This window comes from Rhodococcus sp. GXMU-t2271, from assembly GCF_041414735.1.
GTDB lineage: Bacteria > Actinomycetota > Actinomycetes > Mycobacteriales > Mycobacteriaceae > Rhodococcus > Rhodococcus indonesiensis.
In genome coordinates this window covers 84,907-104,788 of the sequence record NZ_JAUIZP010000051.1, presented here as the reverse complement: position 1 = coordinate 104,788, position 19,882 = coordinate 84,907, and the positions used below count along the sequence as shown (strand labels likewise).

The 19,882-nt window shown below is 70.7% G+C and carries 21 protein-coding genes and 2 pseudogenes; 11 read left to right on the top strand and 12 right to left on the bottom strand.

Features of this window, described 5'->3' with window-relative positions:
* The first annotated feature begins 59 nt into the window (after positions 1-59).
* From QYS60_RS19380 to purU, 5 genes and pseudogenes are all read left to right on the top strand, one after another.
* A complete protein-coding gene (locus tag QYS60_RS19380; RefSeq protein ID WP_289382528.1) occupies positions 60-677 on the top strand; it encodes an MBL fold metallo-hydrolase in 618 nt (205 codons plus the stop codon).
* Positions 674-2,968 (top strand): annotated as a pseudogene (locus QYS60_RS19375) (FdhF/YdeP family oxidoreductase); the annotation flags it as partial. The gene QYS60_RS19380 and the pseudogene QYS60_RS19375, both read left to right, overlap by 4 nt.
* 103 nt (positions 2,969-3,071) lie before the next feature.
* Positions 3,072-3,896, top strand: coding sequence for a formate dehydrogenase accessory sulfurtransferase FdhD (gene fdhD, locus QYS60_RS19370; RefSeq protein ID WP_006946513.1), 825 nt, complete (start codon positions 3,072-3,074; stop codon positions 3,894-3,896).
* A gap of 293 nt (positions 3,897-4,189) precedes the next feature.
* Positions 4,190-5,050 (top strand): class I SAM-dependent methyltransferase, encoded by an 861-nt coding sequence (locus QYS60_RS19365; RefSeq protein ID WP_289381813.1) that lies wholly within the window; start codon positions 4,190-4,192, stop codon positions 5,048-5,050.
* A gap of 43 nt (positions 5,051-5,093) precedes the next feature.
* Positions 5,094-5,981 carry a formyltetrahydrofolate deformylase gene (gene purU, locus QYS60_RS19360; protein ID WP_003937511.1) on the top strand — a complete coding sequence of 296 codons (888 nt, stop codon included), beginning with the start codon at positions 5,094-5,096 and terminating at the stop codon, positions 5,979-5,981.
* Between the two features lie 23 nt (positions 5,982-6,004).
* On the opposite strand, the gene QYS60_RS19355 is transcribed toward purU, so the two are convergent.
* The 8 genes from QYS60_RS19355 to QYS60_RS19320 all read right to left on the bottom strand — a co-directional run bounded on the left by QYS60_RS19355 (position 6,005) and on the right by QYS60_RS19320 (position 13,763).
* Positions 6,005-7,546 carry a molybdopterin-dependent oxidoreductase gene (locus QYS60_RS19355; RefSeq protein WP_371383970.1) on the bottom strand — a complete coding sequence of 514 codons (1,542 nt, stop codon included), beginning with the start codon at positions 7,544-7,546 and terminating at the stop codon, positions 6,005-6,007.
* A 63-nt stretch (positions 7,547-7,609) separates the two neighbouring features.
* The gene (locus QYS60_RS19350) at positions 7,610-8,647 is read right to left on the bottom strand and encodes an alpha/beta fold hydrolase (protein ID WP_371383969.1); all 1,038 of its coding nucleotides are present in this window, start codon (positions 8,645-8,647) and stop codon (positions 7,610-7,612) included.
* A 70-nt stretch (positions 8,648-8,717) separates the two neighbouring features.
* The gene (locus QYS60_RS19345) at positions 8,718-9,620 is read right to left on the bottom strand and encodes a diiron oxygenase (RefSeq protein WP_289381819.1); all 903 of its coding nucleotides are present in this window, start codon (positions 9,618-9,620) and stop codon (positions 8,718-8,720) included.
* An 83-nt stretch (positions 9,621-9,703) separates the two neighbouring features.
* Positions 9,704-9,997 (bottom strand): DUF2516 family protein, encoded by a 294-nt coding sequence (locus QYS60_RS19340; RefSeq protein ID WP_003937507.1) that lies wholly within the window; start codon positions 9,995-9,997, stop codon positions 9,704-9,706.
* A 76-nt stretch (positions 9,998-10,073) separates the two neighbouring features.
* On the bottom strand, positions 10,074-10,940 hold the full coding sequence (locus QYS60_RS19335) for a heparin-binding hemagglutinin (RefSeq protein ID WP_371383968.1): 867 nt from the start codon (positions 10,938-10,940) through the stop codon (positions 10,074-10,076).
* Position 10,941: 1 nt separating this feature from the next.
* Positions 10,942-11,475: a helix-turn-helix domain-containing protein gene (locus QYS60_RS19330; RefSeq protein ID WP_003937505.1), complete on the bottom strand. Its 534-nt coding sequence runs from the start codon at positions 11,473-11,475 to the stop codon at positions 10,942-10,944.
* Positions 11,476-11,535: 60 nt separating this feature from the next.
* Entirely contained in the window at positions 11,536-12,789 is a 1,254-nt protein-coding gene (locus tag QYS60_RS19325) for a DUF445 domain-containing protein (protein WP_371383967.1), read from the bottom strand.
* Positions 12,789-13,763 (bottom strand): hypothetical protein, encoded by a 975-nt coding sequence (locus QYS60_RS19320; protein ID WP_371383966.1) that lies wholly within the window; start codon positions 13,761-13,763, stop codon positions 12,789-12,791. The genes QYS60_RS19325 and QYS60_RS19320 overlap by 1 nt, the downstream gene beginning before the upstream one ends.
* 63 nt (positions 13,764-13,826) lie before the next feature.
* Here QYS60_RS19320 and QYS60_RS19315 point away from each other — a divergent pair, with 63 nt between their 5' ends.
* Genes QYS60_RS19315 through QYS60_RS19305 form a run of 3 tightly spaced genes read left to right on the top strand, consistent with a single transcriptional unit; the run spans position 13,827 to position 15,858 of the window.
* Positions 13,827-14,567: a TetR/AcrR family transcriptional regulator gene (locus QYS60_RS19315; RefSeq protein ID WP_003937503.1), complete on the top strand. Its 741-nt coding sequence runs from the start codon at positions 13,827-13,829 to the stop codon at positions 14,565-14,567.
* Positions 14,568-14,622: 55 nt separating this feature from the next.
* On the top strand, positions 14,623-14,967 hold the full coding sequence (locus QYS60_RS19310; RefSeq protein ID WP_371383965.1) for a DUF4873 domain-containing protein: 345 nt from the start codon (positions 14,623-14,625) through the stop codon (positions 14,965-14,967).
* 30 nt (positions 14,968-14,997) lie between these two features.
* Positions 14,998-15,858 carry a PPK2 family polyphosphate kinase gene (locus QYS60_RS19305; protein WP_371383964.1) on the top strand — a complete coding sequence of 287 codons (861 nt, stop codon included), beginning with the start codon at positions 14,998-15,000 and terminating at the stop codon, positions 15,856-15,858.
* 13 nt (positions 15,859-15,871) lie between these two features.
* On the opposite strand, the gene QYS60_RS19300 is transcribed toward QYS60_RS19305, so the two are convergent.
* Positions 15,872-16,093 carry a hypothetical protein gene (locus QYS60_RS19300; protein WP_003937500.1) on the bottom strand — a complete coding sequence of 74 codons (222 nt, stop codon included), beginning with the start codon at positions 16,091-16,093 and terminating at the stop codon, positions 15,872-15,874.
* Between the two features lie 132 nt (positions 16,094-16,225).
* Here QYS60_RS19300 and QYS60_RS19295 point away from each other — a divergent pair, with 132 nt between their 5' ends.
* Positions 16,226-16,714 (top strand): DUF6328 family protein, encoded by a 489-nt coding sequence (locus QYS60_RS19295; protein WP_003937499.1) that lies wholly within the window; start codon positions 16,226-16,228, stop codon positions 16,712-16,714.
* Positions 16,715-16,723: 9 nt separating this feature from the next.
* On the opposite strand, the pseudogene QYS60_RS19290 reads toward QYS60_RS19295, so the two are convergent.
* Positions 16,724-17,522: pseudogene (locus tag QYS60_RS19290) on the bottom strand (SDR family oxidoreductase).
* Between the two features lie 191 nt (positions 17,523-17,713).
* Here QYS60_RS19290 and QYS60_RS19285 point away from each other — a divergent pair.
* Positions 17,714-18,727, top strand: a complete 1,014-nt coding sequence (locus QYS60_RS19285; RefSeq protein WP_010592141.1) for an iron-containing redox enzyme family protein — start codon at positions 17,714-17,716, stop codon at positions 18,725-18,727.
* A 58-nt stretch (positions 18,728-18,785) separates the two neighbouring features.
* Here the strand turns inward: QYS60_RS19285 and QYS60_RS19280 are convergent, their stop codons facing one another.
* Positions 18,786-19,199 carry a DUF5709 domain-containing protein gene (locus tag QYS60_RS19280; RefSeq protein WP_371383963.1) on the bottom strand — a complete coding sequence of 138 codons (414 nt, stop codon included), beginning with the start codon at positions 19,197-19,199 and terminating at the stop codon, positions 18,786-18,788.
* 165 nt (positions 19,200-19,364) lie between these two features.
* On the opposite strand from QYS60_RS19280, the gene QYS60_RS19275 reads away from it, so the two are divergent.
* Positions 19,365-19,520: a DUF6131 family protein gene (locus QYS60_RS19275; protein ID WP_003937495.1), complete on the top strand. Its 156-nt coding sequence runs from the start codon at positions 19,365-19,367 to the stop codon at positions 19,518-19,520.
* A 104-nt stretch (positions 19,521-19,624) separates the two neighbouring features.
* On the opposite strand, the gene QYS60_RS19270 is transcribed toward QYS60_RS19275, so the two are convergent.
* Positions 19,625-19,834 carry a CDGSH iron-sulfur domain-containing protein gene (locus QYS60_RS19270; RefSeq protein WP_289382061.1) on the bottom strand — a complete coding sequence of 70 codons (210 nt, stop codon included), beginning with the start codon at positions 19,832-19,834 and terminating at the stop codon, positions 19,625-19,627.
* Between the last annotated feature and the right edge of the window lie 48 nt (positions 19,835-19,882).

Sequence of the window (19,882 nt, the reverse complement as noted above, 5' to 3'; positions counted from 1 at the left end):
TCGGGGTGGATACCGATCGGAGACCACAGCAGTGAGCCGACCGACGGAACGGTCCTGCAGTGGGTAGCCGCTTTCGGATCGACCGCGTCCGCAATCGACGATCACGGCGCTCTGGGCAGTTCCTGACCGAGCGCAACGAGACGAACGTGTGGCTGGTCGGCGACGACCGGGACGTGGTGGTCGTCGATGCGGGTGGTCGAGCCACCGACATCGCCGACGCGGTCGGTGACCGATGTGTCACCGCGGTGATCTGCACCCAGGGTGGCCGGGCCCACGTCTCGGCCGCGGTCGACGTGGGCGTGGGACTGTGTGCTCCGATCCTGCTGCATCCGGCCGACCACGCGTTGTGGCAGGCGGTGCACGGGCAGCGTCGCTATTGGCGACTCGACGACGGGCAGCGCATCGCCGTCGCCGGTGACGAGATCCGGGTGCTGCACACTCCGGTCGCCACGCCCGGGTCGGTGTCGTTGCATCTTCCGCACCTGGGCGTGGTGTTCACCGGCGACGTCCTCCGGCACGGGTGTGAAGCGCCCGGACACACCCCGACGCCGAGCACGGCGCCCGGGCCACTGTCGGCGTTACCGGCCGACACCCGAGTTCACCCCGGCCACGGCGACAGTTTCCTTCTCGGCGAGGCGTTCTCGTCGACCGATCGATGGGTGCGACACAGCGCATGACGAACACTACGGACCGGCACCTCTTCGACGAGAACGACATCCAGATCACCGACCCCAAGTCCTACGCGGCCGGGGTGCCCGCGGTGCTGGTGTCGCTGCGTCGTGGTCTCGAGCAGATGGGCCCGCTACGCACCGCCCGCACCCTGGCCCGGCTGAACCAGCGGCACGGCTTCGACTGCCCGGGGTGCGCCTGGCCGGAGACCCCGGGGCATCGCAAGGCCGCGGAGTTCTGCGAGAACGGCGCCAAGGCCGTCGCCGAAGAGGCCACCACCCGGAAAGTCGGCCCGGCGTTCTTCGCCGCCCATTCGATTCCGGAGTTGCTCGCGCAGACGGACTTCTGGCTCGGGCAGCAGGGCCGGCTGACACATCCGATGATCATCCGACCGGGCGGGGGGCACTACGAGCCGATCGGCTGGGACGAAGCCTATGCGGTGATCGCCGAGCACCTGCGTGCCCTGCCGAGCCCGGACGAGGCGATCTTCTACACCTCCGGCCGCACCTCCAACGAGGCGGCATTCGTCTACCAGCTGATGATCCGGTCCTTCGGCACCAACAACATGCCGGACTGTTCGAACATGTGCCACGAATCCTCCGGCACCGCCCTGACCGAGACCATCGGCATCGGCAAGGGCTCGGTGTCGGTCACCGACCTCGAAGACGCCGACCTGATCCTCATCGCCGGCCAGAATCCCGGCACCAACCATCCCCGCATGCTCTCCGTGCTCGAGAAGGCCAAGGCCAACGGCGCCACGGTGATCGCGATCAACCCCCTGCCCGAGGCCGGGTTGCTGCGGTTCAAGGACCCGCAGAAGGTGAACGGCGTGCTCGGTGACGGCGCACAGATCGCGGACGAGTTCCTGCAGATCCGCATCGGCGGGGATCAGGCCCTGTTCCAAGGCCTGGCCAAGCTGCTGCTCGAGGAGGAGGACCGTCGGCCGGGCACCGTGCTCGACCGCGAGTTCCTCGACAGCCGGTGTGCCGGGTTCGAGCAGTGGGCCGAGCACATCCGGGCCGTCGACCTCGCCACGGTGCTCGAGGCGACCGGCCTGACGCGCGAGCAGATCGAACAGACCGCCCGCGCCCTGATCGCCTCGAACGCCACCATCGTGTGCTGGGCGATGGGCCTGACCCAGCAGACCCACGGTGTGGCCACCATCGAGGACGCGGTGGCCTTGTTGCTCATGCGGGGGATGATCGGCAAACCCGGAGCGGGGGTGTGCCCGGTGCGCGGGCACTCCAACGTCCAAGGCGACCGGACGATGGGGATCTGGGAGAAGATGCCCGAGTCCTTCCTGCAGGCTCTGGACGACGAGTTCGGCATCCGCAGTCCCCGCAGGCACGGCCTCGACGCGGTCGATTCGATCCGCGCCATGCGCGACGGCGCCGCGCACGTGTTCATGGCGATGGGTGGCAACTTCCTCTCCGCGACCCCGGACACCGATGTGACCGCCGCCGCGCTGCGCAACTGCGCGCTGACGGTGCAGATCTCGACCAAACTCAACCGCAGCCACCTCGTGCACGGGCGCACCGGGATCATCCTGCCCTCGCTCGGCCGCACCGACAAGGACGTCCGCAACGGCCGCAAACAACTGGTGTCGGTGGAGGATTCGATGTCGGTGGTGCATCTGTCCCGCGGTGGCCTGACGCCGGCCGGCGAACAGTTGCGCAGCGAGGTCGCCATCGTCTGCGAGCTCGCGCAGGCATTGTTCGGACCGGATCACCCGGTGCCGTGGCGCGGGTTCGCCGACGACTACGACGCCATCCGCGACGCCATCGCCCGCGTCGTGCCCGGGTTCGACGACTTCAACACCCGGGTCCGCCGACCGGACGGGTTCGTCCTGCCGCACCCACCCCGCGACGAGCGCCGCTTCCACACCGCCACCGGAAAGGCGAACTTCGTCGTCAACGACCTCGACTGGGTACCGGTGCCCGAGGGCCGGCTGATCCTGCAGACCCTGCGCTCCCACGATCAGTACAACACCACCATCTACGGCCTCGACGACCGCTACCGCGGCGTCAAGGGCGGCCGGCGGGTGCTGTTCGTCAACGACCGCGACCTCGAGTCGTTCGGCTTCGCGGCGGGCGACCGGGTGGACCTGATCTCCGAATGGCCCCGCCCCGACGGCACCGTCGAAGCGCGCCGCGCCGACGACTTCCGGCTCGTCCCCTACCCCACCCCGGTCGGCAACGTCGCCGCCTACTACCCCGAAACCAACCCCCTGATCCCGCTCGACCACGTCGCCCGCAAGTCCAACACCCCCGTGTCCAAGGCCGTCACCATCCGCCTCGAAGCCCACACCCCTCGGCGCGAGGGTGCCGCGGCACCGGGCACGGCGCCCGGCCGGCCTTCCCCGGATCACCCGGGCGAGGCGAACTGGTGCACCGGAGCGTCGCATGGGACGAGTAACCACCCGCACCCGCATCACCCGCATCCACGCGAACCGACAGTCGACACGCCCGGATACCGTGGTCGTCGAAGAACCCCTCGAACTCCGGGTCAACGGCACCGCGCTGGCGGTGACCATGCGCACCCCCGGCTCCGACATCGAACTCGCCCAAGGCTTCCTGCTCACCGAAGGCATCGTCGGCGACCGCGGCGACATCGCCGCGATCCGCTACTGCCACAGCACCGACGAGAACGGCCGCAACACCTACAACGTCCTCGACATCGACCTCGCCCCCGGCGTCGCACTGCCCGAGACCGGCATCGAGCGTAACTTCTACACCACCTCCTCCTGTGGGGTGTGCGGCAAGGCCTCCCTCGACGCGATCCGCCAACGCACCCGCCACGCCCCGGCCGACGACCCCGTCGTCGTCGACCCCACCGCCCTGTCGGGCATGCCGCACACCCTGCGCGAGGCGCAGAAGGTGTTCGACCGCACCGGCGGCCTGCACGCCGCCGGCCTGTTCACCGCCACCGGTGACCTGCTCGCCCTGCGCGAGGACGTCGGCCGGCACAACGCCGTGGACAAGATCGTCGGCTGGGCCACCGAAAACCACCGCATCCCCGCCCGGGGAACGGTCCTGCTCGTCAGCGGCCGCGCCTCCTTCGAACTCGCCCAGAAGACGGTCATGGCCGGCATCCCCGTCCTCGCCGCCGTCTCCGCACCGTCCTCACTCGCCATCGACCTGGCTGACGAATCCGGGCTGACCCTGGTCGGTTTCCTGCGCGAGGACACCATGAACATCTACACCCACCCTCATCGAATCGGGGTGTGAGCAATCCGCAGGGTGCCCGTCCCCTCCGGGGAGCACGTGAAGGCCGCCGCGCCGCGCTCGTCGCACGGGCGCGAGCGGGCTGTTGTGGTGGCGAGCGGGCGGTTCCTGAGCCCTCCCCTCGCGGTTCGCCGCGAAATCCACCCGCTCGACGCGGGATGTACCCGCTCGACGTCCCGGGTGCTCGCCATTCAGCATTCGGAACTGAAACGTTCGGAACTGCAATAGGGTATCGGCTGCACTCCCGCTGGGCATCCGAGGTTCCGTCCTCGGATTCGAGAACCCGAGGACGAGGCATGACCGACGCAGTGGACGAGACGGCACGGCTCGCGAGCACCTTCGACGACGCGAGCGGCGACTTCGACCGGCTCACCCCGACGGTGTGGGGCCCGGCCGGGCAGGCGCTGGTCTTCCAGCTCGGGCCCGGTCCCGGCGCGACGGTGCTGGACGTGTGCTGCGGCGCCGGCGCCTCGGCGCTGCCCGCCGCCGCGGCGGTGGGACCGACCGGCCGGGTCCACGCGATCGACGTCGCCGACGACCTGCTCGAGCTCGGCCGGCTCGCCGCCGCCGAACGGGCGCTGCAGAACATCGACTTCGTGTGCGCCGACGCCACCACGTGGGAACCGCCCTCCACGGTCCCGGAAGCCGGATACGACGTGCTCGCCATCTCCTACGGGGTGTTCCTGCTGCCCCACATGGATGCCGCGTTCGATCGTCTGGTGGGCCTGGTGCGGCACGGCGGCCGGATCGGTGTGACCGTGTGGCGGGCCGGGGCGATGGAGGAGATCAGCGCGACGCTGTTCGACGTCGTCGGCCGGCGCAACCCGGCGGTGGCGGGCCGGCCGTCGCTGCGGAAGCGGACGCCGCTGCGGGCGATCGATCTGCCGCGCACCCTCGAGGCGTGGCTCGCGGCCGCCGGCACCCACTCGGTGGAGGTACGCACCCTGTCGAACCTGCTGCCCGCCACCGACGAGCTGTGCTGGGCGCTGGTGACCGGGTCGGGCCTGCGGGCGGTCCTGGCCGGGCTCGACACCGACGCGGTCGCCGCGGTGCGCGCCGAATTCCTCGCGGCCGTCACCGAGCGCGGCATCCACACGATCGACGCGACGACCCTCGTCGGGACCGCCACGGTCCGGCGACCCCCCGCGACGGTGTGACCGGTCGAATCGGACCGGGGTCCCACCTGAGAGACTGGACGGCATGACCTCCGCTGCCTCGTCCGACGACCGTCGGTATGTACTGTCACTGGGCTGCCCCGACGCCACCGGCATCGTCGCCCGCATCTCGACCTTCCTCGCGGACGTGGGCGGCTCGATCGTCGAAGCCGGCTATCACGCGGACCCCGACAGCGGTTGGTTCTTCACTCGGCAGGCCGTGCGCGCCTCGTCCATCCCGCTCGGCCTCGACGAACTGCGCGACCGATTCTCGGCCGTCGCGGCGGAACTGGGCCCGGAGACCGAATGGACGCTGCAGGACACCGGCGAGACCAAGCGGGTGGTGCTCCTCGTCAGCAAGGAAGGCCACTGTCTGCACGACATCCTCGGCCGGGTGGCCGCCGGGGAACTGAACGCGGAGATCTGCGCAGTCGTGGGGAACCATCCCGACCTCGAACGGGTGACCCGCCGGCACGGCATCGACTTCCACTACGTGTCCTTCCCCAAGGACCCGGAACAGCGCGGGCCCGCGTTCGAGCAGGTGCGCAAGCTCGTCGACGTGCACGATCCGCACGCCGTCGTGTTGGCGCGGTTCATGCAGATCCTGCCGCCCGAGCTGTGCGAGCACTGGGCGGGCCGGGCGATCAACATCCACCACAGCTTCCTGCCGTCGTTCATCGGCGCACGCCCCTACCATCAGGCCTTCGCGCGCGGCGTGAAGCTGATCGGCGCGACGTGCCACTACGTGACCCCCGAGCTGGACGCCGGCCCGATCATCGAGCAGGACGTGGTGCGCGTCGGTCACGCCGACACGGTCGGCGACATGGTGCGCCTCGGCCGCGACGTCGAGAAGCTGGTGCTGGCCCGCGGTCTGCGCTGGCACCTCGAGGACCGGGTGCTGGTGCACGGCAGCAAGACCGTCGTCTTCAGCTGACGTCCCGTTCCGGGGCGCGCCCGTCACCCGACCGTGACGGTGCGGCTGTGCCAGCCGGTGGCGCCGTCGGGGATGGGCGGGCGACGCTGCTCGTCCTGCACCCGGCCCTCGCCGTCCGTCGCCCGCACCTCGAGCACGTGCGTACCGGGCGTCGCGTCCCACCGCCACGTCCACTGCCGCCACGTGTCGAGGGAGTACTCCTCGGCGAGCTCGGCGTCGTTCCAGGGGCCGCCGTCGACACGGACCTCGACGCGGTCGATGCCGCGGTGCTGTGCCCACGCGGTACCGGCGACGATCACGGGCCCGGGTTCGAGCCGGCCGAAGGCGGCGGGGACGTCGATGCGTGAGGCGGTCCGGACGGGCGCCTGCTCCGCCCAGCCGCGCTGCGTCCAGTAGGCCTCGGCCCGGTCGAATCGGGTCAGTTCCCAGTCGACGACCCACTTGGTGGCGGAGACGTATCCGTACAGCCCGGGCACCACCTGCCGGGCGGGATACCCGTGTTCGAACGGGAGCGGTTCGCCGTTCATCGCGACGGCGAGCAAGGCGTCGCGGCCGTCGAGGACGGCCGCGACGGGAGTCCCGCAGGTGAAGCCGTCGGCGCTGGTGGACAGGAGCATGTCGGCGCCGGCCCGGACCCCGGCCCGCGCGAGCAGGTCGCTCATCCGGTATCCGATCCAGCGGGCGTTGCCGGCCAGGTCACCGCCGACCTCGTTGGACACGCAGGTGAGGGTGAGGATCCGTTCGACGGGTTCGAACGCGGCCAGATCATCCCAGGAGAGTGTCACCTCCCGCTCGACCATGCCGTGGATGCGCAGCTGCCAGTCCGCGGTGCGCAACCGCGGCACCTGCAGCGCGGTGTCGATGCGGTAGAACTCCGCCGGCGAGGTGAGGAAGGGGGTCGCGCCGGGGACCGTCACCTCGGTGCCCGCCGGCACGGATGCGGCGGCCCGGGCCGGCCGCGGGACCAGGAACCGGGCACGGTCCTCGACCGCCCGCGCCAGCCGCTCGGTGAGGTGCCGGCCGGTGGCGCCGGCAGCCACGGCCACCGCAGCGGCGGTGCCGAGCACTGTGAGAAACCGGCGGCGCGGCCACGCCGGCGGGGTGGCCGTCCCGTCGTCGCGGACACCGGATGCGGCGAGCAGGCGGACGGCGTACTGGAGCAGCACCACGCCCGCGAGGGCGCCGACGACGGTGGGCAGCGCGTCGACGGCCGTGGCACCCGGCCGGCTCAGCGCCGCGTACGCGCCGACGGCGGCCAGGACCGCGATGACGGCGCCGCCGCGCGGGCGGCGGGGCTGTTCCAGCCGCCCCGCCACCACGGCGAGCACCGCAAGGATCACCGCCGTGCCGATGAACAACGCCGGCTTGTCCGACGTTCCGAAGGTGTCGATCGCGAACTCGCGGGCCCATGCGGGCGCGCGGTCCACGGTCGTGGCGCCGACGGCGTAGAACGGCGACGATGCGGGCCCGACCACTACCGCGAGCAGTTCGCCGACGCCGAGGACGACGCCGAACGACACCAGTCCGGCGAGGGCACGCGCGGCGCGGTGGCCCGACACGGTCACGGGTCCTTCTCCAGTGGATGGCACACGGGGGGTTCGGTGCCGCGGCCGCCGCGGATGGGAGCGTCAGGCGGTTGCCTGCACGGGCTCCCGTTCGGCGAGGTACAGCAGTTCGTCGTCGAACGCGTCGATCGCCTCGACCGAGCTCATGTGCCCGATCCCGTCGAGGACGACGAAGTGCTCGAGGTGGCCGGCGGCCTCGAGGGCCTCGGCGAGCCGGTGCGCGTGCACCGGCGGCGTGAGGCGGTCCGCGGTGCCGACCAGCACGGTGGTCGGGACGGTGAGGTGCTCAAGGCCCGTTCGGATGTCGATCGCGCTGAGCGCCGCCCCCCAGTTGCCACGGGCCCGGGGGGTGCAGCCGAGCACGATCTTCTCGCAGAACTCCACCTCGGCGGGGCTCGAGCCGGGTGCGAGCGCGACGTACTTCAGCGCGCGGGTGGTCAGGGGGGAGGCGACGAGCGGCAGGGCGGCGCCGAGGACACGCCGCGCGACGGGCTCCGGCACTCGTCCCAGCCGGGGCGGCAGCAGCGCGGCCTCGGCGAGCAGGCTGTCGGTGCCGGTGCTCGCGAGCAGCACTCCGGACGCCTTCTCCCGGACCTGTTCGGGGTGGCGGCCGGCCCACGCGATGATGCTCATGCCGCCCATGCTGTGCCCGGCGAGGACTGCCCTGCGGCCGGCCGGCACCGTCGCCGCGAGGACCGCTGCGAGATCGTCGGCGAGGACGTCGGGGCCGAAGGCCCGGGTACCGAGATCGCTGCGGCCGTGACCGCGCTGGTCGTAGGTGATCACCCGGTAGCGCCCGGCGAGTGCATTGATCTGCGGGATCCAGTAGTCGGCGTTGCACGTCCACCCGTGGCTGAGCACGATCGGGTCGGCGTCCGGATCGCCGTAGGCGCGGATGTGGAGGTGGGCACCGTCGTCGGTGGTGAGGTCGACGACGTCGGGGTCCAGCGTGGGCGGCGCGAGCAGCGCGTGCGGTGGCCGGTCGGCGGCGCGCACCACGGCGCGGCGACGGCGGGCGCGGTAGGCCACGAGTCCGGCGACGGCAGCAGCGCCGGCCACCCCGGCGATCACCAGCGTGGTCCTGCGGGACGGCTTCTTCACCTGTGTTGTTCTCCTGGTTGCTGGAACGACGGCCGTCGCGGGACGCGGCGGCCGAGGGACGGGTGCGCGATCACAGGACGTGGGCGCGGCGGAGCAGCAGAGTCGACGGTCCGCCGATCAGGCCCACGTCGTCGAGGAACTCGATCGTCCGCCGGGTGCCCTCACGGAGCCGGTCGTGGTAGTGCGTGTTCGTCCGCACCGCCGCCGTGGCCTCGGCGACGTCGAGCCCCGCGGCGGCATGGACGTCGTCGTGGACGAGACTCGTGACGACGAAGTACGCGGAGATGCCCAACTGCAGCCGGACACGCGCGCGGTCGGTGCGGGACAGGTGCCGTGTGCGGCGGACGATCTCTTCGCGCGCGTAGCGGATGTGCCGGGACTCCTCGACGACATGGATGCGGCTGACGGTGCGGGTGACGGGCTGGACCCGCTCGTCGCGCATGAAGTCGCGCTGCATCGCGTCGAGGATCTCTTCGGCGAACAGGGTTCCGCCGAATGCGAGCGCCCCACTCGCCGTGGCCTTGAACAGCCTGCCGCTCTCCCGGATCCAGCGCTTCGGCCGGTAGGACGGGATCCCGAAGTGCTGTGCCGCGCGCGCGAACATGGTCGAGTGGCGGCACTCGTCGGCAATCTCGGTGAGCCCGAACTGGACGTAGGCGGTGGCGGGGTCGCGGCGGTAGAGGTCGCGCACGAGCATCTGCATCAGGATCATCTCGAACCAGATGCCGGTGCCGGCGATGCTGGCGGCCTCGTGCTGGGTCAGGACGATTCGCTGCCGTTCGCTCATCGACTCCCACAGAGCGGTGCCGTAGAGGCTGCTCCATTCGGGGGTCATCCCGTACTTGTCGGCAGGGACGGGAGCGTCCCAGTCGATTTCGAGGGCCGGGTCGTAGGAGGAACGTGCGGCGGAGGCCAGCAGTCGTTCGGCGGTGTCCTCACGGTCGGCCGTGCGGACGGTCCGGGTGAGCGCCATCGTCGATCACCTCGTCTCGGTAATTACCCGTTACTCGAAGTGTCATCAACCTTTCGGCGCTTGTCAAGGCCTCCCGGCGGGAACTACCAGCGCGGCCGCTGCACCTCGTCCACCCGTGGTCGCACGTCGACGAGGTACACGCTCACGGCGATGACCGCGATGATTCCGAGCATCATGAAGGTGCCCCAGAAGACGACGATCACCAGCAGCGAGGCGGCGAGAATGCCGAGCCACACCGGCTTGGTGAGCTTGTCGACCGCGGGGAACGCCTCGGCGGGTTGCCGCACGGCATGCAGCAGCGCGAAACCCGCCCCGGCGAGCGCGACGATCTGCAGAGCGAAGATGATCAGGGCGGCGAGAGAATCGACGTTGGGCACGTTCCCATGGTACGAGCAACGGCCCCCACGCGAAGGTCGCGTGGGGGCCGTCGGCGGTTCTACCGCCCGGTGGAGATCAGGCGCCGGTGGTCTTGCGCGGCGCTGCCTTCTTGGCGGGCGCCTTGGCCGGCGTCTTGGCGGGGGCCTTGGCCGGCGTCTTGGCGGCCGGGGTCTTCGGAGCCTCCGTCTTCGAAGCCTCAGCCTTCGAAGCCTCGGTCTTCGACGCAGCCGCCTTCTCTGCGGCTTCCTCGACCTTGGTGGCAGCCTCGTCGAGCTCGAGCGCGGCGGTCTCGACCCGGTCCGCGGCCTCCGCAGCCGCCTCCTGGGCCTGGCCACCGAGGTCGAGCACCCGCAGGCCGGCCTCCTCGCCGGCCCCGGAGATGGCCTCGCCGACGTCGCCGGCGGTCTCCTCGATCCGGCCGGCGGCACGGCCCGCGAGCCGGGCGGCCTGTTCGCCCACGGCGCGGGTCTGGCGCGCGACGGTGCCCAGAGCCTCCTCGGTGAGCTCGACGGCGTCGCCGAACGCAGCCTCCGCGCGGCCGATGCCATCCTCCACGACCGGCTGCTTGCGCAGCCGTTCGATGGTCTCCTCGCCGCGCTCGGCGAGCGCGGTGTAGATGTCGGAGGCCACCTTCAGGTAGGCCTCGGCCACCTTGCGCAGCTCCTCGGCGGTGAACTTCTCGCGCAGCTCGGCGAGATCCTCGGGCAGTTCGGCCGGCAGGCCGGCGAGCCGCTCGCGCAGGGACTCGACGTTCTCGGTCAGATCCTCCTGGAAATCGGCCAGGCGGCCCCGGGCACTGTCGACCCGGTCGCTGACGTCGGTCTGGGTGGTCTCGGCGCGACGGCGGGTGCGGGCCACGATGTCCGCCACCGCCTGAACCACGGTGTCACCGGCACCGACGGCGGCATACAGCGGGGTGGCGAGGTTCTTCGGATCGGTCATGTCAGTTCTCCTGTCGATCAGGGTCGGTCGCGCCGTTCGGGGCAGCGGCCGCGGGTGCGGATACCTCGGGTGCAGACACCTCGGGTGAGAGGTCCGCCCCGGAAGGGTGGGAACCGTTCTCGCGGCAGAACGATTCGTAGATGTCGAGCAGGACCTGCTTCTGCCGCTCGTTGAGTACGGCATCGGTCAGCAGCGCGTCGCGCACCGCGCTCTGCGGGCGTTGCTCCAGGATCCCGGCCCGGACGTAGAGGACCTCCGCGGACATCCGGAGCCCCTTGGCAATCTGCCCGAGCACCTCGGCCGAGGGCTTGCGCAGCCCTCGCTCGATCTGGCTCAGATAGGGATTGCTGACGCCGGCGAGCTGGGAGAGCTGGCGCAGAGACACCTGCGCCGCCTCGCGCTGCGAGCGGATGAAACTGCCGATGTCCTGCGCGGCAGTACTCACCACCCGCGTGGCAATCTCGGTGGCGCCGGATGCGTCGTCCTTGTCATCGTCCCCTCCGTCGGCGGGTTCACCCCGTTCCTTCGTGGACACATTTCCACTGTACCCACAAGTGCTAGCTGTAGCAAGCACTCTGCTAGCAGGTGTGACACGTCACGCGAACAGCAGATTCGACAGGGCGTAGATGGCCAGACCGGCGAGCGACCCGACCACCGTGCCGTTGATCCGGATGAACTGCAGATCGCGTCCCACCTGGAGCTCGATCTTGCGGCTCGCCTCCTCCGCGTCCCAGCGCTCCACCGTCTCCCGAATGACCGCGGTGATCTCGTCGGCGTAGTTGGCCGCGATGTACCGGGCCCCGTCGAGCAGCCAGCGGTCGAACTTACCGCGCAGCTCGTGGTCCTCCATCAGCCGCACACCGAAGTGGATGACGTTCTCGGTGACCTTCGTGCGCAGCGTGCTGTGCGGGTCGTCGACCGACTCGAGGATCATCCGCTTGGCCGCGCGCCACGTCGCGGAGGCTAGCTGGGTGACCTCCTCGCGGCCCATGATCTCCGCCTTGACCTTCTCCGCCTTGGCGATGGTGACCGGATCGTGCTGCAGGTCCCGCGCGTACTCGGCGAGGAACCGGTTCGCGGCCACGCGCACCTCGTGGTCGGGATTGGACCGCACCTTCCAGGTGAACTCCACCAGCTCGCGGTGGATCCGCTCGCCGAGCAGCAGGTCCACGAACTTCGGCGACCACGACGGCGAGTCGCGGCTGATGATGCGGTCGATCGTCTCCTGGCTGCCGAGGGCCCACTGATGAGCCCGCTCGGCCAGCATGTCGATCAGCGGCAGTTGCCGGTTCTCGGCGAGCAGCTCGGACAGCACCCGGCCGATGGGCGGCCCCCATTCCGGCTCGGCGATGCGCTTGACGATGGTGTTGTCGATGATCTGCTGGATGTCCTCCTCGCGCAGGACCGTCACGAGTCCCCGCAGCACCGTCGACGTCTCCTGCGCGATCCGTTCGGCGTGTTCGGGCTCCGCCATCCAGGTCCCCAGGCGCAGCGGGATCCGGGCGTTCTCGACCTTCGCCGACACCACCTCGGGGGCGAGGAAGTTGGAGCCGACGAACGAACTCAGGCTCGCCCCGAGCTGATCCTTCTTCCGCTTGATGATGGCCGTGTGCGGAACGGGGATACCCAGCGGATGCCGGAACAGCGCGGTGACCGCGAACCAGTCCGCGAGCGCGCCGACCATCCCGGCCTCGGAGGCGGCGCGCACGTACCCCACCCATTCGCCGGCGCCGCGCGTCTCCTGCCAGCGGCAGAACAAGTAGATTGCGGTCGCCGCGAGCAGAAAGCCGGTGGCGACCGCCTTCATCCGGCGCAGGTCTCTGCGCTTGGCGTCATCGTCGATGCTCATCAACTGCACCTCCGCCATTGTGCCGAAGACACCTCCGCCGTTGTGCCGAAGCCGCGCCCGGCTGTGCCGAAGCCGCGCCCGGCTGTGCCGAAGCCGCGCCCGGCTGTGCCGAAGCCGCGCCCGGCTGTGCCGAAGCCGCGCCCGGCTGTGCCGAAGCCGCGCCCGGCTGTGCCGAAGCCGCGCCCGGCTGTGCCGAAGCCGCGCCCGGCTGTGCCGAAGCCGCGCCCGGCTGTGCCGAAGCCGCGCCCGGCTGTGCCGAAGCCGCGCCCGGCTGTGCCGAAGCCGCGCCCGGCTGTGCCGAAGCCGCGCCCGGCTGTGCCGAAGCCGCGCCCGGCTGTGCCGAAGCCGCGCCCGGCTGTGCCGAAGCCGCGCCCGGCTGTGCCGAAGCCGCGCCCGGCTGTGCCGAAGCCGCGCCCGGCTGTGCCGAAGCCGCGCCCGGCTGTGCCGAAGCCGCGCCCGGCTGTGCCGAAGCCGCGCCCGGCTGTGCCGAAGCCGCGCCCGGCTGTGCCGAAGCCGCGCCCGGCTGTGCCGAAGCCGCGCCCGGCTGTGCCGAAGCCGCGCCCGGCTGTGCCGAAGCCGCGCCCGGCTGTGCCGAAGCCGCGCCCGGCTGTGCCGAAGCCGCGCCCGGCTGTGCCGAAGCCGCGCCCGGCTGTGCCGAAGCCGCGCCCGGCTGTGCCGAAGCCGCGCCCGGCTGTGCCGAAGCCGCGCCCGGCTGTGCCGAAGCCGCGCCCGGCTGTGCCGAAGCCGCGCCCGGCTGTGCCGAAGCCGCGCCCGGCTGTGCCGAAGCCGCGCCCGGCTGTGCCGAAGCCGCGCCCGGCTGTGCCGAAGCCGCGCCCGGCTGTGCCGAAGCCGCGCCCGGCTGTGCCGAAGCCGCGCCCGGCTGTGCCGAAGCCGCGCCCGGCTGTGCCGAAGCCGCGCCCGGCGAGGGCGGCACGCGGCGGAAACGGACGTGGCGTCCCGATCGGGACGTCCACACGGCCGGTCGCGCGGCCCCCTCTAAACTGGACGGACGATCGAGCGAACGGATGTGCCACCCAGTGCCGAACCACCGAGTTCCCCAGCCCCCGTCCCCGACCGACACGCCGGTCCCGACGACCGCCGCGCCGACCAAACAGGACGGCCGCAAGCGTCGCTGGCACGAACACAAGATCGCCCGCCGCGAGGAACTCGTCGACGGCACGATCAAGGCGATCCGGACCCGCGGGCGCGACGTCGGGATGGACGAGATCGCCGCCGAGATCGGCGTCTCCAAGACCGTTCTCTACCGGTACTTCACCGACAAGAACGACCTGACCACGGCGACGATGCTGCGGTACGTGGAGACGATCCTGGCGCCGCGCATCTACGCGGCGGTGGCAGAGGACCTCGACGAGTACGACTTGACCCGGGTCGCGATCGCCACCTACGTCGAGACCGTCGCCTCCGATCCCGAGGTGTATCTGTACGTGATGACCAACAGCGCCGCGGCGGGGCGCGACGTCGTGGCCGACTCGGAGCGGATGATCGCCGAACTCGTCGCGACGGTGATCGGTGAACGGTTGCGGCACCTGGAAATGGACTCGGGCGGGTCCGTGCCGTGGGCGTACGCGATCGTGGGCGCGATCCAGCTCGCCACCCACTGGTGGATTTCCAACAAGTCGATGTCGGCGGAGGACCTGACCGACTACCTCACGATGATGACCTGGGGCGGAATCTCCGGGATCGCGGCCGTCGGCGGCTCACCGGCCCGCTTCAAGAGCCGGCCGCACCCGCTGCTTCCGGACGCCGGAACATCGTGACCCTGTTTGCGTGACCCTGTTTATGTGACTGGGGTTTACATGTAAAGTCGCGGGCATGTCCGACCCACACGACGACGAACCCGACGGCTACCGCGGCCCCGCCGAGGTCACCGTCGGCGAGCGGCACGCCACCACGGACGTGCAGCTGTCCGGGGCATTCGACCCCATCAGCGGCCGCTACCGCTGGCGGGGCCGCCTCCGCGGACTCGCGGCAGCCCTCCCGGGCACCGACCTCTCCCCCGGCACCGACGTCCGCCTCACGGTGCCCGGACCCGACGGCCCCGTCCCGGCGGCCGCCCGGATCACCGAGACGGACCTGTGGGGCAGCCACATGGTCGACGGGATCTCGGCTCCGCCCTACCCCACCCGCCCGGACGACACCGAGCTCGAACTCGGCTGATCCGGCCACGGGATGTGGCACGCTCGGCAGATGACCGTCAAGAGCACCGACCCGTGGCAGACACCGGCCGTCGAGGTGCTCCGCGCCCACCCCGGGATCAGGGTCGCCGAGATCGAGACCAACGCAACCCCGGGTTTCACCGGCGACAAGGCCACCGGTGAACGGCTCATCGAGGAACGAGGGGCGGTGCTCTCGCGCCTGCAGGAGATGCTGTTCGCCAACGGACGCTGGGGGGACCGCCGGTCGATCCTGCTGATCCTGCAGGGCATGGACACCGCCGGCAAGGGCGGCATGGTCCGCAACGTCATCGGTCACGTGGATCCGCAGGGCGTCGACCATACGTCGTTCGGCGTGCCCACCCCCGAGGAGAAGCGCCACCACTACCTGTGGCGTATCAACAAGGCGCTGCCGCGGGCGGGGCAACTCGGGGTGTTCGACCGCTCGCACTACGAGGACGTGCTCGTCGTGCGGGTCCGCAACCTCGTACCCGAGAGCGTGTGGAGCACCCGGTACGACGAGATCAACCAGTTCGAGCGTGAACTCGTCGACAGCGGGACCACGCTGATCAAGGTGGCGATGTTCGTCTCGCTCGACGAACAGAAGCGGCGCCTGGCCGAACGGCTCGAGCGGCCGGACAAGCACTGGAAGTACAACCCCGGCGACGTCTCCGAACGCAAACTGTGGCCCGCCTACCAGGAGGCGTACCAGGCGATGCTGGACAGGACGTCGACGGAGCACGCCCCGTGGTACGTCGTGCCCTGCGACCGCAAGTGGTACAGCCGCATCGCCGTCATGGAACTGCTCATCGACACGTTCGAGCGCCTCGACCTGGACTGGCCGTCGGTCGAGTTCGATGTGGAACTCGAGAAGCGGCGCCTGGCCGAGGCGTGAGACGGCGGAGCCGTCAGAACAGGTGCGGCGTCTCGCGATGCAGACGATGGTCGTGATGGACGGTACTGCCGATCATCGCGATCGCCGACGCGACCGCGAGGACGCACACTATCCCTGCGACGAGCGCCCACCCGCCGTTGCCGGACCCCGCGGCGTAGAGGAAACCCGCGAGACTCACGATCGAGACCAACGCGAGCATGTAGCCGGTCCATGCGACGAACAGATTGAGCTTCATGACCGCCCTCCTTTCCTCGGAGCGACGTTGTCCCTGGTGGAGCCGACAGTACCCGTACAGTGACGCAGGTCACAAGAGGGCGGCGGTGCGCCCGGGAGGTTTGACGAGCGCCGCACGGGGCATGCCGAGAGGGTGCAGCCCACAGCGGTTCCGAACGAGGACTGGAACAAGCGGGTCCGGCACGAGACGCCCGTGCAGCGGCTGGACCGGAACTGGTCGAGTCTGCTGCAGGAGCTGCGCGTCGTGCAGACCGGCGTCCAGCTCCTCACCGGCTTCCTGCTCACTCTGCCGTTCCAGAGCCGGTTCGACGAGCTCACCGGCTTCCAGCGCGGCGTCTATCTCGTCACCGTGCTGGCGTCGATCACGGCCACCATCCTGCTCGTCGCCCCGGTGGGCATGCACCGCCTGCTCTTCCGGCAGCGCCGCCTCCCGGAACTGGTGGTCACGGCGCACCGCTTCGCCATGGCGGGTCTGCTCCTGCTCGGTGTCGCGATGGCCGGCGTCGTCGTGCTGGTCGTCGGGCTGGTGGTCGGCACCGCCGCCGGCATCGCCGGGGGCATCGTCACGGTCGTGCTGTTCCTGACCCTGTGGGTGGTCTACCCCTGGCGATACCGGCGCTGACCCCCCGGCTCAGCCCGGCAGCGTCTCACCCCCCGATGGGGGCGAGCACTTCACCGCTGTAGTACGACGACATCGTCTCGGAGGCGAAGAACACGTACGAGGGTGCGATCTCGTCGGGCTGCGCCGCCCGGCCGAACGGGGCCTGCTGCCCGAACGTCGCAACCTTCTCCGCATCCATGGTCGCCGGGATCAACGGCGTCCACACCGGTCCCGGTGCGACGCAGTTGATGCGGATTCCCCGGTCCTGGAACGACTGCGCCAGCGAGTACGTCAGCGCGAGCACCGCGCCCTTGGTCGCCGAGTAGTCGATCAGCGACTTGTTGCCCCGCAGGCCGTTGATGGAGGCGGTGTTGATCACGGCGGAACCGCGCGGCAGGTGGGCGAGCGCCGCCTTCGTCACGTGGAAATAGCTGTCGATGTTCACGGCGAACGTCCGCCGCCACTGGGCGTCGTCGAGTTCGGTGAGGTCGTCCACCGGTTCCTGGTACGCGACGTTGTTGACCAGCAGATCGAGGCCGCCGAGCGCCGCCGCCGACTCGGCGACGACTGCGCGGCAGTGGTCTGCCGCGGCGAGATCTCCCGGGAGCAGATGGCACCGACGACCCGCACGCCGCACCAGTTCCGCGGTGTGCTCGGCGTCGTCGTGCTCGTCGAGGTAGGCGATCGCGACGTCGGCGCCCTCCTTCGCGAAGGCCACCGCCACCGCGCGCCCGATCCCGGAGTCACCGCCGGTGATCAGCGCCTTGCGGCCGGCGAGCAGGTCGCGGCCGCGATAGTTCCGCATCTCGTCGCGGGGTTGCTCGGCCATGTCGGCCGTCTCACCGGGATAGTCGATCGTGTGCGGCGGACGCTCGACGTCCTCGCCGCCGGACACCGTCCCGTTCTCCGTGTCGCTGTTGTCACCGTCGCCATTTTCACCATTCATGTCCGGGCGGATACCCGCGCGGACCCACCCCACACCCGGCGTTTCGCACGAATCGGGTCCGGGTATCCGCGCACATGCCTGCGAATTCTGCGACCGCCGTGCTGCAGTCCGCCGCCCTCCCCCGGGCTCGGGGGCCTGTCTCCCAGCAGGTGATCGAACGGCTCTCGCGTCCCGCCGACACCGACACCTGGCCGGTCGAGGTCGCCGGCACCGATCCCTACGGCGAGGATGCCCAGCTGGCTCTGGCGGTGTTGTACGAACTGTCCTACCACGGGTTCGACGGGGTCGACCCCGGCTGGGAATGGGCGCCGGGCCCGCTGGCCGTCCGAGCCGGTCTCGAACGGCTCTTCCTGGACCGGTTGCGCGCCGACGTGCCGTCGGGCGACGATCCCCAGCGGGTGTTCGACGACCTGTGCCGCGAACCCGAGGACGCGTGGGGCGTGTCCCATCACATCCGCGACCACGGCACGTGGGAGCAGGTGCGCGAGTTCTTCGTCCACCGGTCCGTCTACCACCTCAAGGAGGCCGACCCCCACTCGTTCGCCATCCCGCGGCTCACCGGCCGAGCGAAGGCGGCGCTGGTGGCGGTGGAGTTCGACGAATTCGGCGGCGGCCGGGCCGAGCGCATGCACTCGGTCCTCTACTCGGACCTGCTCGCCGCGGCCGGCCTCGACACGGGATACCTGGCCTATCTGGACCGGGTGCCCGCGGAGACGCTCGCCACGGTGAACTTCATGTCGCTGTGCGGTCTGCACCGCGCGCACACCCCGAAGCTCGTGGGCCTGTTCGCCTCCGCCGAGATCACCTCCTCGCCGATGGCACGCCGGATGGCCCGCGGTCTCGAACGCCTGGGCGCACCGGACGCGTGCATCCACTTCTACACCGAGCACATCGAGGCGGACGCGGTGCACGAGCAGGTCCTCCGCTACGACGTGGCGGGTGATCTCGTGGAGCGCGATCCGCGTTGCGCCGGGGACGTCGCGTTCGGTGCAGAGGCGATGGAATACCTCGAGGGCCGGCTCGCCGCGTACCTGCTCGAGCGGTGGCAGAACGACGAGCCGACCCTGCTCGGCACCGGAGCCGTCTGACCGTCCCCCGGCTGATCCGGCCCGGCACCCGACCTCTCGGGTGCCGGGCCGTCGTCGTTCAGTCCTCCCGGCCGGAATCCTCCTCGTCGATCAGGTGCACGGCCGCTTCCTCGGCGGACGCGGCGCCTCCGTCGATTCCCACGTCCGTCCCGAACAACTCGGCGTCCTGGTCCTCGGCGGTGCCCTCGTCCGGCGCGACGAGGCGTCCGGCGCGGGCCCGGCCGGCCTCGGCGACGGAGCTGCGGAACTCGCTCTCGCCCTCGTCCTCCGGATCGGGCTCCTCCTCACGCAGGCGCTCGTCCAGGGTCTCGTGGCGGTCGAGGCCGACGGGCCGTTCCATCGGCGAGAATCCCTCGTCGAGGACGTCGTCGACGCCGCGGTCGATCAGGGAGTCCTCCGGCTGCAACTGGTCCTCGTCGTCGACGCTGTACTCACCGGGGACGCTGTCCCCGGGGTTCTCCGAAGTAGGCATGCCCCAGACAATGCCACCGGTACCGTCGGCGCGCCACGAATCCACGGGAAGTGCCCACGATCGACCGATGAGAGGTTCGCGAGGTTTCGGCACGGCCGATGCGGGTATCCCCTCGGCAAGGCCCGGAGGCGACCGGCAACGGGCACCGACAGCGAGGTGACACTCATGATCATTCTGGGTTTGATTCTGCTCGTGGTGGGTTTCCTCACCAACATCTCGATCCTGTGGACGCTCGGGATCATTCTCCTGGTGGTGGGCGCAATCCTGGCAATCCTCGGAGCAACGGGCCGGGCTGTCGGCGGCCGGAAGTACTGGTATTGATGCGTGATGTGTGACGGCGCGTAGACGCGTTGCGGGGCGGGCGGTTCCTCAGGAACCGCCCGCCCCGCTGTGTGCGTACTGTGCGCCGGCCGAAGGGGCCGGACTCAGCGCGGATCGCGCCGGGGACGACGATGACCGGTGTCGCACAGCGGGTACCGCTCGCTGCGACGGCACCGGCAGATCGCGACGACGAACCGGTCCGACTCCACCTGCTCGCCGTCCTCGGCGACGATGCGAACCGGACCCTCCACCAGGGCCGGACCGCCGCGGACGAGCCGGACGACCCTCGGCTCCTCCCCCGCGAGGCCCTCCACCCGCAGTCCCGGGCACAGGCCGGGCACAACGATGCCCCCGGGGGACGT